We start from the raw sequence: 15790 nt of genomic DNA on the forward strand, positions 1-15790 counted from the left end.
AGTTCCGCGGTCAGTCTAGTTGCTGGAACAGACCGGAAGGCCCGATGTGTCGCCGCCTGACGCGGCCAGTTCAACCGCTTTGCGGGCCTCGGTGAGGTTCTCCACCCGGACCACCTGCAGGCCGTCGGGGATGTGGCCCAGGACGTCGTCGCAGTTGGCTGCCGGGGCCAGGAACAACGTGGCCCCGCCGGACCGCGCCCCCTGCATTTTCTGGGCGATCCCGCCGATGGGTCCCACGGCACCGTCCGGGGTGATGGTTCCGGTTCCCGCGACGTGCTTGCCGCCGGTCAGGTCGCCCGGGGTGACGGTGTCAATGATGCCAAGCGCGAACATCATGCCCGCGCTGGGGCCGCCGACTTTGTCGAGGGAGATGGTGACGTTGAACGGGAAGGTGAACTTGTACTGCAGCAAGACGCCGAGGATGAAGCGGCCCGCGCTGTTTTTGGCCGGAGTGATGGTGACAGGCACCCGGCCGCCGGCGCGTTCCACAATGACCTTGACGGGCTTGCCGTTGCCGGCGGCCAGTTCCGCCTGGACGACGCCGAGGGCCGTGATGGGCTTGTCATTGATGGAGACCAGGACGTCCCCTGCCTGCAGCAGCCCCGTCGAGGCGGAGTCGTCCGGGAGGCCGGCCACCTGCAGTTTCTGCCCGAACGGAATATTCAGTTCCTTCAGTGCCGAGGCGACGGCGTTCTCCTGGGAGGTGGTCATCGCCGTCGCGCTCTCCTGCTGGGACTGCTCCTTGGTGACGCCGGTCGGGAACAGCAGCTCCTGCGGGTAGACGGCCTTGGTCCCGTTGAGCCATGCCGAAAACGCCTCGAGGACGCTGACGGGACCGTTGGGACCGCCGTCGACATAGACCGTGGTGAGGTCCAGGCTGCCTTTGGCGGGAAACGTCTCATGGCCGCTGACGCTGATGACCGGTTTGCCGTTGTCCTGGCCGATTGTGTTGAAGGTGGGTCCGGGAGACTCGATCACGTAGGGCACCGGCAGGCTCACCGCAGTGATGCCCAGGGCAACGGCCAGCAGCCCCGAGACCAGCATGGCTGATGACCGGTTGTTGCGCTTGCGCCGCACGCCCATGCCGGCCAGCCGCGCCCTCCTGCCCCGGACAGGGCCGGCCGCTGGGTCGCTGGCGGGCTGCTCACCTTGGGTGACTGTCATTGAACGACCTCTCCGTGCCGGCACGAGGGCCGGCGGCCCCGGCAGGACAAGCCTGAAAGGACACCGCGACCACGCACCAGGGCCGCAGCCAAACCCGAGGCTGCCGCGTGCAAATATTCCAGCTTCCAAGCCTACGCGCTTGGCACCCCGGACCGCTCTTTGCCTACAGCGAACGTGGCGCGGTTTCGGCAGACAGCCGCTCTTGCCGAGGGGTACCGTGAAGTTGAGAAGCAGCCACACCGACGATCGGCGGGATCATGACCTCCAACCCACTCAATCCGTCCAATGGCGACGAGGAACCCAAGGATCCCTTGGCCGAAATGCTCAAGAACCTGATGGGCGGGGCGGGCATGGGCAATATCGACCCCGCCGAACTCGCCAAGGCCGCCGGCCTCCCGGACGATCCAAACCTCCTTGCCCAGATGTTCTCCCAAGTGCAGGCGATGATGAGCGCCCCCTCGGAGGGGCCCGTGAACTGGCAACTGGCGCATGAGAACGCCCGGCGGGTTGCGGCGAGCGGATCCGATCCCTCGGTCACCGCCCAGCAGTCGCGGGAGGTCGATGAGGCCCTCCGGCTGGCCGAACTCTGGCTCGACCAGGTCACCGGGCTTCCGGCCACGGGGCTGATCGGCCGGGCGTGGTCCCGTGCCGAGTGGGTCGAGGAAACCCTCGGCACGTGGAAGCGGCTGACCGAGCCCGTCGCCAACAGCATTGCCAATGCGCTCTCCGCCGCCATGACCGAGCAGATGCCCGAGGAAATGAAGTCCATGATGGGCGGCGCCTCCTCGATGATCCAGAACATGGGCGGGGCGATCTTCGGCATGCAGCTTGGCCAGGCGATCGGCGCACTCTCGGCCGAGGTGGTCAGCTCGACGGACATCGGTGTGCCCCTGGCAGACCTCGAAATGGCACTCCTGCCGGCCAACGTGGCGAAGTTCGGTGAGGGCCTCAGCCTGCCGGAGAACGACATCCGCCTGTTCCTCGCCGTGCGCGAGGCGGCCCACGCCCGCCTCTTCGTCCAGGTCCCCTGGCTGCGCGGGCATCTGCTCGGCGCGATCGAGGCCTACGCCCGCGGTATCCACATCGACACGTCCAAGATCGAAGAACTCGCACGGGAGATCGATCCCAGCAACCCCGAGGGCATCCAGGAGGCGCTCTCGCAAGGTGTCTTCATGCCGCAGCGCACACCTGCCCAGGAGCAGGCCCTCGAAAAACTGGAGACGGCCCTTGCCCTGGTGGAGGGCTGGGTGGACGAACTTTCTTGGGGAGCGACCGAGAAGCTGCTGCCCTCCGCCGCTGCGTTGCGCGAAACCGTCCGGCGGCGCCGGGCCACAGGCGGTCCCGCGGAGCACGCGTTCTCCTCTTTGGTGGGCCTCGAACTGCGGCCGCGCCGGCTCCGCGAGGCCGCCGCGCTCTGGGCTTTGCTCAAGGACGAGCGTGGCGTGGAGGGCCGCGACGCCGTTTGGCAGCACCCCGACCTGCTGCCCACGGCAGAGGACCTGGAAGATCCACAGGGCTTCAGCGAACGCCGGAAACTCGCCGAGGCCAGCGACAGCGAAGTGGATGACGCCCTGCAGAAGCTGCTCAGCGGAGGCTTTGACGAACCCGCGGGCACCGAGGCCACGGACGCCGGGAGCACCGACACCGGGGGCACCGCTAAGTCCGACGACGGTGCGGAGCCCACCGGGTCCGGCCAGGAACCGGCGGCCGACGACGACCGTCCGGCCAACGACGGGGACCGTCCGGAGGACGGCGGCAAACCGAAGGCCTAGCCGAAAGCTAAGGGGCCCCGGCCGGGATTTCGATTCCGTCCGGGGCTTCGTCGTATCCGCCGGGCGCCAGGCCGCGCGAGGTCGCGAACGAGACCCCGTCCAGGAAGGCCTTGGCGCGCTCCGTCTCCGGGTATGCCGCCAGCAGCCGCCAGAATGCGGCATCGTGGCCGGCCACCAGGAGGTGAGCGAGTTCGTGCAGCAGCACATAGTCGATTACCCATTGCGGCATGGGCTGCAGCTTCGCCGAGAGCCGGATGGTTCCTTCGGACGGTGTCGCCGAACCCCAGCGCGAATTCTGATTGGTGACCCAGCGGACCGAGGAGGGCACCGCCCTGCCGCCAAGGTACTTCGCCGACAGCTCGGCGGCGTGGGCGGCAAGCTCGGCATCACTGCGGGGGCGCCGCCGGCCGGAACCCCGCGCGCCCCGGGCCCCTTGGAGCCGCAGTTTTTCAAGCATGCGGTGAACCCATTCCCGTTCCTGGGCCCTGCTGAAGGAGGCGGGGATGGCGACGACGGCGGTGCCGTCTTCCCAGAACGCGGCGACCGTGCGTCGTCGGCGGGCGGACCGGCGCACCAGCACCGGGGCGCCGTCGGCAGTGGTCAGCGGTATGGCCGCCGGAACCGCGCCGGAACCCCCGGCACCGGACATCACTGAACCGCGCTTTCGGCCAGGACCGTCAGGACGGCCTCACCGTACTTCTCCAGTTTGGACGGGCCCACGCCGGCGAGTTGGGCCAACTGTTCCAGCGATTCGGGGCGAGCCTCGGCGATGGCGGTCAGGGTGGCATCGGTGAACACGACAAAGGCCGGAACGTCCGCCTCGAGGGCCACGTCCTTCCGCCATTGCCTCAGCGCGTCGAATGTCTGTTCCTCGTAACTGGGCGGGCACTGGTTGCAGCGCCCCACCTTCCGCTCGGCGCCGCTGGAGAGCATGCTGCCGCAGACCCGGCACGACGCCGGGACGGCCGCCTTCCGGCGCGGCGCCGGCCCCTTGCCCCTCAGCTGGGAGCTGGCCACCGAGTCGGGGCGCAGGCCATCCAGGAAGCGTGAGGGCTTCCGGTTGGACCGCCCGCCCGGTGTCCGGGCAGTGGACCAGGACAGGAACAGGTGTTCGCGGGCGCGGGTGATGCCCACGTACAGGAGCCGGCGTTCCTCGTCGACCGCTTCCGGAGTGTCCGCGAACGAGATCGGCACGAGTCCCTCGCTCAGCCCGACCAGGAACACGGCGTCCCATTCCAGTCCCTTGGCGGCGTGCAGGGATGCCAGGGTGACGCCCTGGACGGTCGGTGCATGCTGGGCCAGAGACCGTTCCTGGAGCTCGTTGACGAAATCCGGGAGTGAAAATTGCGGGCCCCTGGTGATCACGAGTTCGTCGGCCAGCGCCACGAGGGCGGCCAGCGATTCCCAGCGCTCCCGGGTCGCGCCCCCGCTGTGCGGCGCCGCGTCCGTGTAGCCCAGGGAGGCGACGATGTCGCGGACAAGCTGCCCGAGTGGCTCGGGCGTGGCGGTTTCGGCCACTGCCCGGGTGGCGGCCCGGAGCTGAAGGATGGCGTCCCGGACCTCCTTACGCGCGAAGAACCGCTCGCCTCCGCGCAGCTGGTACCCGATCCCTGCCGAGGCCAGCGCTTGTTCGTAGGCTTCAGACTGTCCGTTGGTGCGGAAGAGTACGGCGACCTGGCTCGCCGGTGTTCCGGCGTCGAGGAGTTCGCGGATCCGCGCGGCGACCGTGGCGGCTTCCGCCTCGTCATCCGAACATTCGGTGAACCGCGGCACCGGGCCTGCCGGCCGCTGCGCCACGAGCTGCAGCGGTGTGGCCCAGGCGGCGTCCGCCACGGGGCCGCCGCTGCGCCGGCCCCCGAGGAGGTCGTTGGCGAGCCTGACAACCTGGGGCGTGGACCGGTAATCCCGGATCAGCTTGACGACGTGGGCCTCGGGATACATGGCTTTGAAGCCAAGCAGGTGCTTCGGGGAGGCGCCGGTGAAAGAGTAAATGGTCTGGCTGGCGTCGCCCACGACGCAGAGCTCGTCGCGGCCGCCGAGCCACAGCTCCAGGAGCCGCTGCTGCAGCGGCGAGACGTCCTGATACTCGTCGACGACGAAGTGCCGGTACTGTTCGCGGACGGTCGCCGCCACTTTCGGGTCCTCCTGCAGGATGCCTACGGTGATCAGCAGCACGTCCTCGAAGTCGATGACGTTGCGGTCGGTTTTGACGTCCTCATAGGACTGGAAGACCCGCGCCACGGCCGTCAGGTCGAAGCCGCCCGGAGTGCCGCGGCCCTGGGCATTTTCCAGATAGTTCGCCGGGGTCAGCATGGACACCTTGGCCCACTCGATTTCGGAGGCGAGATCGCGGATGGAGGCGCGGTCCGTGCTGAGCCGGAGCCGCCTGGCGGCCTCGGCGATCATCTGTGCCTTGTGGTCCAGCAGGTTGGGCAAAGTGCCGCCGACCGCCTGCGGCCAGAAGAACTGCAACTGGCGCAGCGCCGCGGCGTGAAAGGTGCGGGCCTGAACGTTGCCGACTCCGAGGTCACGGAGCCGGCTGCGCATCTCGGCGGCAGCCCGGGCCGTGAAGGTGACGGCCAGGAGCCGTTGCGGGCTGTACACCCCTGAGTGCACGCCGTAGGCGATCCGGTGCGTGATGGCGCGGGTTTTGCCGGTGCCGGCTCCGGCCAGCACGCACATGGGCCCCTGGAGGGTGCTGGCGACCTCGCGCTGCTCGGCGTCGAGTCCGCCGAGGATCCGTTCCTCCAGCGATCGGGAGTCCGGTTCCCTCGCAACTTCGGACAGGGCATCGCCGGGTGTGGTACCGCCGGGTGTGGTGCCGCCGGACGGCTCCCCGCCGGGGATAGTGCTGAAATTCAATTTCTCTGTGGTCACTTTTGCTGCTCAGTCAGTAGTGGGTGTCCTGCGGATGGGGGCAGGCCGGGTCAGGCGCTGTCCGCGGCGTCCTCAATGACGCCGCCGTACCAGTGTTCGATGAGGGACCGGGCGATGGAGAGCCTGCTGGAAATGACGATCTCGCCGCTGAGGACCGCGTCCTGCAGTTCGCTCCGGCTGAACCAGCGCGCCCTGGTGACCTCGACGCCGTCGGGCCGGACTTCGGTGTCCGGTGTGGTGGCCGTGAAACCGAGCATCAGGGAGGCGGGGAACGGCCACGACTGCGATCCGAGGTACTGGGAGGCGGTGACGCGGACCCCGACTTCCTCGCCGATCTCGCGCTGCACCGCCTGTTCAAGCGACTCCCCCGGCTCTACGAAGCCGGCGAGGGTCGAGTAGTTCCGCGCGTCGAGCGGGCCCCCTCCACCCAGCAGCAGCCTCCCGTCGGGACCCACCACGGTCACGATGATGGCCGGATCCGTCCGGGGGAAGTGCTCGGAGTTATCGGCCGGGCAGCGCCGGACCCAGCCGCCGGCTTCCGGCTGCGTGGGGGTGCCGCAGCGGGGGCAATGCGTGTGGGTGGCGTGCCAGTTGGCGATGGCACTGGCCTCGACGAACAGTGCCGTGTCCGTGGCGTTCAAGCGTGCCGCGACTTCGCGGAAACCCGCCCACTGCGCATCGCTGGGGATGCCGGCCACGTGGGCCTCGAACTCCTCGGCCCGGACTTCGAACTGGAGCGGCAGGACGAACAGGACGAGTTCGGTGCCGGCGTCGAGGTCCGAACCTGCCAGGGCGGAACCGAGGTAGATCACGTGTTCCGGAGCGTACGGGGTGTTCGCCAAGTGCCCGGCGAGCTCTGCCGCGTCCAGGAGAACGAGGCTGCTGTCGCTGACGAGGGCCTGCCGGCCGGAGAGAACCATGGCCTGCGCCGAGCCTGAACCCACCAGCTCCGCCAGCATTCCGGGTTTCACGCGTGCCGCGGATCCGCGGTCGACCAGGGCCGGGCGCACGGGAAGGACCGTGTCCATCAGGTGGTTTGCCGGCAGAACCTGCACCGGCGGTGCCGCAGCGTCGGGTGCCGAGGATTCGGAGGGGGTTTGCTCTGATGTAGCTGACTCCGCAAGACTCATGTACCCACCGTACTGACTCGGGCAGACAATTGACATTTGCCGCCCACGCCGCCGCGCGCTCCACGGCGTGTGCGGGACAGGCCGTTTGCGGGGGTTTTCGCCCTCATTTAGTCCCTATCTCAAGACTCGCCGGAGTGCATCGCCGTCTTGGGCGCCGCTCAATCTACCGTGGAAGGGTGAGAAGGAAACCTATCGAACTGGCAGCTGTAGCAACAGCGGCGGTGCCCGGCCTGACCCCGACCGCCGTCAGCTCTGCGCCCGACGATCCGGCGGACTTCGACGCAGCCCTCCTGCTGGACTCCGAGGGCAAGCGTTGGCGTGTCCGCTCCCCCCGGCACGCCGAAGCCAGCGCCCGGCTGGAAACCGAATTCCTGGTTCTGCGGGCCTTTGCTCCCGGCATCCGGGCCGAGCTGCCGTTCCTGATGCCCACTGTGGCGGGAACTGTCCGGCAGGGCCAGCTCAGCACGTTTGTCTACTCGCACCTGGCCGGCGCCACCCGCTCCTTGGACGACCTCAGCAGCGGCTCCCCCGCTGTGGCCCGCGAAATCGGGGCGGCATTGGCCGCGATCCATGACCTCCCGCGGTCAATTGTGAGCAATGCCGATCTGCCCAGCTACACGCCCAACGAATTCCGCCAGCGGCGCCTCAATGAACTGGACCAGGCCGCCACGACCGGAAAAATCCCGCCGCTGCTGCTGCGGCGCTGGGAACACGCCATGGAAGACGTCTCCCTCTGGCGCTTCAATCCCTGTGTCGTTCACGGCGACCTCCACGAGGACAACCTGCTGGTCGACGGTGACCGGGTGACCGCCGTGACGGGCTGGACCGACCTGCGCATCGGCGACCCGGCGGATGACATGGCCTGGCTGGTCGCCTCGAACGAACTGGACTTTGTGAACGCGGTCCTGGATCACTACACCTCCAGCCGGCGCGATGTTCCCGATGCCCACCTGCTGCGGCGGGCTGCGCTGTCCGCCGAATTCGCCCTGGCGCAGTATCTGGTCAAGGGCATGGCCGCCGGCAACCAGGACATGATCGACGAGGCAGAGTCCATGCTCGCCACTCTGGCCGACGACGTCGCCGAACACGGCGGCCAGCCCATCAGCGTGGAACCGCTGCCGCAGCCGGTCGCGGCCCCCGAACCCGGCGCAGAACAAGCCAGTGCAGGTGCCGATGCCGATGCGCCGACGGCGACGCCCGCGGCTTCGGCCGCGCCGGCACTTCCGGCCAATCCGGCCAGCGGTGCGCCGCCCGCCGTCAGCAAGGTCACGCTGCTGCCCATGGAGCCGGTACCCGGTACCGGTCCGGCTGATGATGCTTCTGCTGAAATCAGTGTCAGGCCCGCCGTGCACGTCACCCCGATCCCGCGGGAGGCGGAGGCTGACGCCCCGACGGCCGTCGTACAGCCGGTCGCAGACACGGAAACACCCGAGGGCACAGCCGCGGACGCCGACGCCGGGCCGGTCGCCGGATCCGCGCCCAGCATCCCCGAGGCCCCCCGGAGCCCCGGCTCAGCCGATGCATCGGCTGCCGACGAGGCTGATGACACGCAGGACGATGCCCGGCAGGCAGGGGTCCCGGATTCCGACGCAGGTGAGGCCGGGCAAAGCGACGCTGAGACTGCGGTTCCCGCCGCCGAGGACACGTCGACGCAATCGATCGCCGTCTTGCAGCCGGATTCCGCAGTCCAGCCGGATTCCGCAGTCCAGCCGAAGTCCGCAGTCCAGGCGGAATCCGCAGTGGAGCCCGGCGCTCGTGACAACACGTCGACCGCCGCCATCACGGTGGTCGACACCACGTCCCGCTAGAACCCCCTGCTGGGCGAGTTCCGGCAAGCGCGATCCGGCCGGAAGAATCCGCCTAGGCGCCCCTCGCCGCTGCTGTCCTCCCCAGCGCGGCCGCCACGATTTCCTCAAGCTTTTCCGCTGATCCGAGGTCGTGCGGACGGACCACCTGGTTGTCGGCCACGTAGTAGAAGGCGGCCCGGACGTCCTCCAATGGGATCCCTTTGAGCCGGGCCCAGGCCAGGCGGTAGACGGCGAGCTGGACTGCCTTCACCTTCAGCTGGGCCGCCGAGGGGCGGCGACCGGTCTTCCAGTCCACAAGGTCCCAGCCGCCGTCGGCGTCACGGAACACGGCGTCGATCCTGCCCCGGACCACGACGTCGCCGATCCGTGTCTCGACCGGGACTTCGACATGGGCGGGGGCGCGGTGCGCCCACTCGGACTGGCGGAAAGTTTCCACCATGGAATCCAGGCCGTAGGCCTCGTCGATGTGGTCGTCAGCGCCGGCAGCCTCACCAAAGTCCAGCATCCCGGCGGCGCCGAAGTATTCCTCCACCCAGGCGTGGAAGGCCGTGCCCTTGCGGGCCGACATCCCCGGTTCGCGCGGGACCGGCCTGCGGAGGCGGGCCACGACGGAGCCTGCGTCGTCTTCCAGGTCGACCAGAGTGGACGCCGAGATATGGCCCGGCAGATGCACGTCCTGGACCACTGAACGCCGGGAGCGGCGTTCCAGCAAGGTGGCCGCTTCGCTTGCCCATCCGGCCGCAGGGCCGCGCAGGACTGGCCGCCGTCCGCCGTCTCCACCGGCGTGCGCCGGGGCCGCAGCCGAGTCACTGTCCACGTGGCTGTCCGGGCCGGCGTCCATTGCCTGCAGGACGCGGGCTGCGGCGGATTCCATGGCCGCACGCCGGCCCGGGACAAGCCGCAGCCGTTTCCCTGTCCGGGGGTCATGCGGCCCCTCGAGGGGATCGTAGGGCCAGGCGGCGACTTCGAGTTCAGAGGTCAAGGGGCTATCCGCGGGCAGCGCGTCCTCGCTGACGGACAGCGGGTGGATTTCGGCTGCGCCGTCGGCGGTGAGGCCCTCCAGCCCGGAAAGAAAGGGTGACATCTCGGCCAAACCGGCCCGGGATCCCACCCACGCGGCACTTGAAATCCAGAGCACGTGTTTCGCACGGGTGTACGCCACGTAGGCCAGGCGCCGTTCCTCGGCTTCGCCGTGCGCCTGGACGGCAGATTTGAAGTCCTTCTCCGCGTCGAGCCAGCCTTTCTGGTCCGGCTGGTCGAGGTCCCATTGGGGCAAATCGGCGCGATCGCCGCGCAACGGCCACGGCAATGCCGCACTGCCGCTGCTCCACCGCGAGTCCCGGCTGCTGGGGAACGCTCCGGCGTTGAGCCCGGGAACGAACACGACATCCCATTCCAGCCCCTTGGACGCATGCACGGTCAGGAGCTGGACGGCCTCGTGGTTCACCTCCGGCGCTGCGGCATCGAGGCCGTTTTCCTCGGCCGCCGCGGCTTCAAGCCAGGCGAGGAACGCCAGGACGTCGACCCGGTGGGAGGTGTGCAGGAACCCGGCCGCTGCGTCCTGGAAGGCGTCCAGGTTGCGTCGGGCCTGATGGATGCTGATCCCGGGCCGCGCGGCAACTTCGATGTCCAGGAGCATCGCCCGTTCGACTTCGCCCAGCAAGGTGGTGAGATCGTCGCCCATGTAGCTGCGCAGCTGCCGGAGCTCGTCAGAGAGCCGCTGCAGCCGGCCGCGGGCCTCCGGGCTCAGCCTGCGGCCGTGCGCCGAGGTCCAGCCGTCGCGGGGCAGCCAGTCCAGGGCCTCGACCAGGCTGGCGGAATCCGTGATGTCGCCTTCAATCACTGCGTCATCGATCGTATCCTCGTCGGCACGCCCGGCGTCGTGGCCGTCCAGGCCGCCAGGGCGGCCCCGACGGCGGGCCAGGAAACTGGACCAGTCCCGCAGCGCCATCAGGTCCGCCGGGCCGATCCGCCACCGCGCGCCGGCCAGCAGGCGCATGAGGGAGTCCGAGCGGCCGGGGTCGGCCAGGACTCGGAGCGTGGCCACAAGATCGATGATTTCCGGTGTGTCCAACAGCCCGCCGAGCCCGACGATTTCATAGGGAATGCCCCGGACTTCGAATTCGCGGCGAATGCATTCCATTTGTGCCCGCCGCCGGCAGAGGACGGCCATGGCCGGCGGAACCGGGTCGGCGGGCTGCGCGGCGTCGAAGTCCGTCACGCGGAATTTCAGCACGTCTCCGGCGATCGCCGCGGCCTCGGATTCGTCCGTGGCGAACCGTCCCATCACGACCCTGCCCTCGACGGCGGCCGGGCTGGGCTGCAATGGCGGTACCTCGACGGCATCGGCAGTTTCCCGGGCACCGGCGGTCCCAAGGTTCGCCGCCGCCTTGCTCAGAGGAGCCGAAATGAGGTTGGCCGTGGCCAGGATGTTGCGCCCGTTGCGCCACGCGGTGGTCAAATACGAGGTCGGCGCCACGGCGAAGCGCCGGGCCGGGCCGGCCGGACCGCTTTCCTGGCCCCCGCCGGTTTCCTGGTCCCCGCCGGTTTCCTGGTCTCCGCCGCTGCTGTGGGCGGTGCCGTCGCCGCTGACGAGGACCGGGAATTCACGGACGAAGTGGAAAAGTTGCCCGGCGGAGGCTCCCCGGAATCCGTAGATGGACTGGTTCGGGTCCCCCACCGCGGTGACGGCATGGCCGTCACCGAAGAGCCGGGAGAACAGCACCAACTGGGCGTGCGAGGTGTCCTGGAACTCATCGAGCAGCACTACCTTGTAGCGTTGCCGTTCCGTTTGGGCGGCGACCGGAATCTCGTTGGCCACCCGGGCCGCCAGGGCCACGAGGTCGCCGAAGTCCAGGGCGCCGCGGGCGCGCTTCACCGCGGAGTAGCGGCCCACCATGTCCGCGACGCTGGCGCGGGTGCGCAGCATCGCGCTGAGCTCGCCCGCCGCCTGGGTGGGGTTCTTCTTGGCCTCTGCGACGTACGGCAGCGATTCGTACGCGGCGACCCGTTCCAGCAGCCAGCCACGGACCTCGGCCGGGTCCTGCAGGTGCTCCGCGCATTCTCCTGCCAGCTGGATCACGGCCTTGACGAGCGTCGATTTGGCGGACCGGAAGTGTTCGTAGTCCCCGTCAAAGGCTTCCACGACCTCGCTGGCGAGCTGGAACGACTGGGCGCCGCCGAGCAACACGACGTCGCGTTCGACGCCGAGGCGGAGGCCATAGTCGGACACGATGCCGCTCGCGTACGAGTGGTAGGTGGAGACCTTGGGTTCGAGCGCGTCCGTGCTCAGCAGCCCGGCCGGGAAGACAGTGTTCCCGGTGTCGGCCGCCGCGATGCGCGTCAGGGCGGCCAGCTTGGCCCGGATCCGCGAGGCGAGTTCACCGGCGGCCTTACGCGTGAAGGTGACGCCGAGGACCTCCTCCGGCCGGACCCGGCCGTTGGCAACGAGCCAGACCACCCGGTCCGCCATGGTGGCGGTCTTCCCCGAGCCCGCGCCGGCGATCACGAGCCGCGGCGTGAGGGGCGAGGAAATGATCAGGGACTGTTCGGCAGTGGGGCTGTTCTTCTCCCCCAGCAGTGCCGACAGCTCCTCCGGGCTGAACCGCGGTGCGGGAAGGGGATTCGGTGCCGGATGCAGGCCGGCCGGGCCGGTCGCCGGCGCCTCGGGGGTCATTCAGTAACCTGCTTTCCCCGCACGCACAGCGGGCACACTTCAGGGAGCCGGCAGCCGTGGCCGCCGTGGCCTCCCTTGGACGGATCGTGGCGGGCCTGAAAAACACTGCCGGACATCACACGGGCGGCGTCGCCGACCATCTCCAGCGCCCAGTTGTCCTGCGGGTCCAGTGGGGCCTGGGCTTGGATGCCGGGGCTCTTGGTTGTGGTGCCCAGCTGGGCCAGGACGGCCCCGCCTGGCAGCGGCGGCGGCCCGTCGTCGGGACCTGCAAAGCCCCCGGCCAGCACGGCGGCCTGATAGGCGCCCAGCTGCGGGTGGCGGTCCAGATCCGCCTTGCCGGGCTGGCGCTTGCCGGTCTTGAGGTCGATGATCACCAGCCGGCCCTCGGCGTCGATCTCGAGCCTGTCGACTTGGCCCCGCAGCACGGCGGGCCGCGCCGGTCCGAGGCTCCCGCCGTCGCCGGGTTCGGAGGCGGGTCCGGCGGTGGTCTCCGCCGGAACGTCCGGCAGTTTGACTTCAAAGTCCTGTTCGACGCCGATCAGGCTCCGGCCCTCGCTGCGCATCACGAGGACATACTGGGCGAGCTTGCGGACCATGGACTCGGCACGCTGGAAGTCCAGCTTGCCCTCCCAGTTGTCCTTCATCCCCAGTGTGGGCCAGCGCCGGACGAGTTCCGCGACGTATTCGCTTCCCGAGGCGTCCGGGAGGTCCTGCGCGATGGCGTGGACCAGAGTTCCCAGGCTGCGGGCAAAATCCGTCGCGGCTTCTCCGCCGGCGGCCTGGACAAACCAGTCCAGCGGCGATTTCTGCACGGTTTCGACCTTCGAGGGCGACACGAACACGGTACCGCCCGGCGGAACAACCGGCTCCTCCGAGGACAACTCGGCCAGTCCCCACCAGCTCGCGGGGTGTGCGCCCGGAACCGGCGGCTCAGTTGTGGCCAGGGCTCCCAGCACGGCCGCGGCTTCGGCCGACTCCGCAGCCTTGGGGTCGAGCTGGGCGTACTGGCGCAGTTCCGCCACCAGCGCCCGGAGGGTCAGCGGACGCTCGACCGGCGTAAAGCCCCGGCGGTCCTGCCCCGGCCGCAGCGGCGCCACATAGTCCAGGAACGAGGACGGCTGCTCATCCTCCGAGGACACGGCAGTGCAGATCAGCACCTCGCGGGCGCGGGACACCGCGGTGGAAAAGCTTCGGAGTTCGTCATAGCGGATTTCGCGCAGCCGGCTCTGCGGATCCAGTCGCAGGGCATATTCCACACCGTGTTCGACAGCGTCGGCGAACAAAGTGCTGCCGAGCAGTTCGCCGCGCAGCCGGGTGTTGGGCCACACGCCTTCCTGCAGTCCCGGCACGATCACCACAGGCCACTCCCGGCCGGCGGCGCTGGCAGGGGTCATGAGTTCCACCGCGTCCTCCAGCTGCGCCCGGGCGGCCAGGGTATCCATGGGCAGTTCCTGGCTCAGCAGGTATTCAAGGAATTGCTCGGGGCCGGAGCCGGGCAGCTGGTCGACAAAGCGTTCCGCGGTATGGAAAAGCGCCATCATGGCATCGAGGTCACGGTCGGCCCTGGCACCGGCCGACCCTCCGGCGAGGGCGGCCTCGGTCCAGCGGGAGGCAAGGCCGGTGGAATGCCAGAGCGCCCAAAGCACCGTCTCGGCGTTCCCTCCTGGGGCCTCGGCGGCGTCCTGCCCCGCCCGGATCATCCGGGCGATCCGGCGGGCCGAGTGCCCCTCGATGCCCAGCGTTGCCAGCGCCCCGGGCTCCAGCAGAGCTTCGACCAGGAGGGCGTCGCTGGTGCGTCCGCCGCCGCCCAGGAGTTCCTCCCGGCGCAGCGACTGCCGCAGCCTCCGCAATTCAATCGACGTGGCGCCCCCTATCCGGGACGTCAGCAAGGACACGGCCGACTCGGGCGTGAGCGCGGCGGGGTCCAGGGCCACCGCATAGGCATCCAGCAGTGGACGGACCGCGACCTCGTCCCGGACGGCGGATTCGGCGACGGGAATCCGGACCGGAATCCCCTGGCCGGCCAAGTACCGCTGCAGCTGGCTGAGCTGGCCGCCGTTGCGCACGATCACGGCAATGTCCCCAAGTTCCCGGGCGTCGTTCAGCTGTGCTTCGAGGATCCGCTGCGCCACGTACCGCAGTTCGTGGACCGGGGACGGCAGCAGGTGGGCCTCGACCGCCCCAGGGCGGCCGGCGGCGCGGGGCGCCCCGTCCGGCGTCGGGAGCTCAGATCCCGGCGCCGGGACCGGTTCAGGTTGTTCGAGCCGGCGTGCGGACTGTCCGCCGGACCTGCGGGAGATGCGCCCGGCCACCGACAGCCATGCCTCTGCCACGTCCGGGGCATGCCGATGCGCCGTCCACAGGGGACGCTCCAGGATCACTGCGTCAGGGGCCAGGAGGCGGGGAAGCTCCGCCACGAGATCCGGGCGCGCCCCGCGGAAGCCCTGAACCACAGTGTCCGGCGAGGCAGTGATGATGGCGTCCTTGCCGGCGGCGATGTCCGCCAGCAATTCGAAGACCGCGGGGTTCGCCTCCTGGATGTCGTCCACCAGAATCAGTTGCAGGCGGTCACGCTCGGCGGCGAGGAAATCCGGTGAGTCCTGGAAGATCTGGCGTGCGGCAGTGATGATGCCGGCGGGGTCAAAGGCCTCGGGCATGCGCAGGTCCAGGACGTCGCGGTACTCGGAGTAGAGTGCGGCCGCCGGAATCCAGTCGGGCCGGTTGCACTGCCGGGCCAACGCCACGAGGTCCTCGGCCGTCCGCCCGGATTCGATGATCCGGTCAAAGAGCTGGCGCACTTCCTGGCGGAAACCGCGGGTCTGCAGGGCAGCGTCCAGGTCCTCCGGCCACGGCAGTTCGAGGCCGGGCAGCGCATGGCCCTCCAGCAGCTCCTTGATGATCAGGTCCTGTTCCGGGCCGGAGAGCAGCTTCGGCTGGCGCGGCAGCGGCAGGAGGCCTTCTGCCTTGGCACGCCGGATCAGATCGAAGGCATATGACGCCCAGGTCCGCGCCGGCGTCGTGCTCAGGCTCCGGTCCAAGCGGGCCGTGAAGCGGTCGCGGAGCGTGTCCGCGGCGAGCCTTCCGGGAGCCAGGATGAGCATCCGCTCCGGGTCCAGGCCGTCCCGGAGAGTGCGGCGGACGGCAGCCTCGACGAGGACCGTCGATTTACCGGTGCCGGGTGCTCCTGGCACCAGGACGGGGCCGGAGCCGGACGGAACCTCGACGGCGCCGAGCTGGTCCAGCGACAGCACCGGGACCGCGCTGTGGTGGGTCCGGGGCGGCAGCAGGCGCAGTCCTGCAGACTGAGACTTTGCCTGCTGAAACTGTGCCTGCTCTGACTCTGCCTGTTCAAACTCTGCCTGT

At 69.4% G+C, this 15790-nt stretch carries 7 protein-coding genes and 1 pseudogene; 2 read left to right on the forward strand and 6 right to left on the reverse strand.

The features are described 5' to 3' along the window. Positions 1 to 15: 15 nt before the first annotated feature. Entirely contained in the window at positions 16 to 1164 is a 1149-nt protein-coding gene (locus AC1DR1_RS04710) for a YlbL family protein (protein ID WP_229995989.1), read from the reverse strand. Positions 1165 to 1421: 257 nt separating this feature from the next. On the opposite strand from AC1DR1_RS04710, the gene AC1DR1_RS04715 reads away from it, so the two are divergent. Further along, positions 1422 to 2936 carry a zinc-dependent metalloprotease gene (locus AC1DR1_RS04715; RefSeq protein ID WP_364745797.1) on the forward strand — a complete coding sequence of 505 codons (1515 nt, stop codon included), beginning with the start codon at positions 1422 to 1424 and terminating at the stop codon, positions 2934 to 2936. Positions 2937 to 2943: 7 nt separating this feature from the next. Here the strand turns inward: AC1DR1_RS04715 and AC1DR1_RS04720 are convergent, their stop codons facing one another. The 3 genes from AC1DR1_RS04720 to nudC all read right to left on the reverse strand — a co-directional run bounded on the left by AC1DR1_RS04720 (position 2944) and on the right by nudC (position 6943). Beyond that, entirely contained in the window at positions 2944 to 3585 is a 642-nt protein-coding gene (locus AC1DR1_RS04720) for a M48 metallopeptidase family protein (RefSeq protein ID WP_229994147.1), read from the reverse strand. Further along, positions 3585 to 5723 (reverse strand): ATP-dependent DNA helicase UvrD2, encoded by a 2139-nt coding sequence (locus AC1DR1_RS04725; protein WP_229994173.1) that lies wholly within the window; start codon positions 5721 to 5723, stop codon positions 3585 to 3587. Before AC1DR1_RS04725 ends, AC1DR1_RS04720 begins: the two co-directional genes overlap by 1 nt. A 140-nt stretch (positions 5724 to 5863) precedes the next feature. Then, positions 5864 to 6943: an NAD(+) diphosphatase gene (nudC, locus tag AC1DR1_RS04730; RefSeq protein WP_414645493.1), complete on the reverse strand. Its 1080-nt coding sequence runs from the start codon at positions 6941 to 6943 to the stop codon at positions 5864 to 5866. A gap of 176 nt (positions 6944 to 7119) precedes the next feature. Between nudC and AC1DR1_RS04735 the strand changes: the two are divergent. Continuing rightward, a pseudogene (locus tag AC1DR1_RS04735) lies at positions 7120 to 8071 on the forward strand (macrolide 2'-phosphotransferase); the annotation flags it as partial. Positions 8072 to 8803: 732 nt separating this feature from the next. On the opposite strand, the gene AC1DR1_RS04740 reads toward AC1DR1_RS04735, so the two are convergent. Both AC1DR1_RS04740 and AC1DR1_RS04745 read right to left on the reverse strand, forming a co-directional pair. Next, positions 8804 to 12427 (reverse strand): ATP-dependent helicase, encoded by a 3624-nt coding sequence (locus AC1DR1_RS04740; protein WP_476992233.1) that lies wholly within the window; start codon positions 12425 to 12427, stop codon positions 8804 to 8806. After that, on the reverse strand, positions 12424 to 15720 hold the full coding sequence (locus AC1DR1_RS04745) for an ATP-dependent helicase (RefSeq protein ID WP_229994175.1): 3297 nt from the start codon (positions 15718 to 15720) through the stop codon (positions 12424 to 12426). The genes AC1DR1_RS04740 and AC1DR1_RS04745 overlap by 4 nt, the downstream gene beginning before the upstream one ends. Positions 15721 to 15790: the final 70 nt, after the last annotated feature.

The organism is Arthrobacter sp. P4_F10, assembly GCF_056401435.1.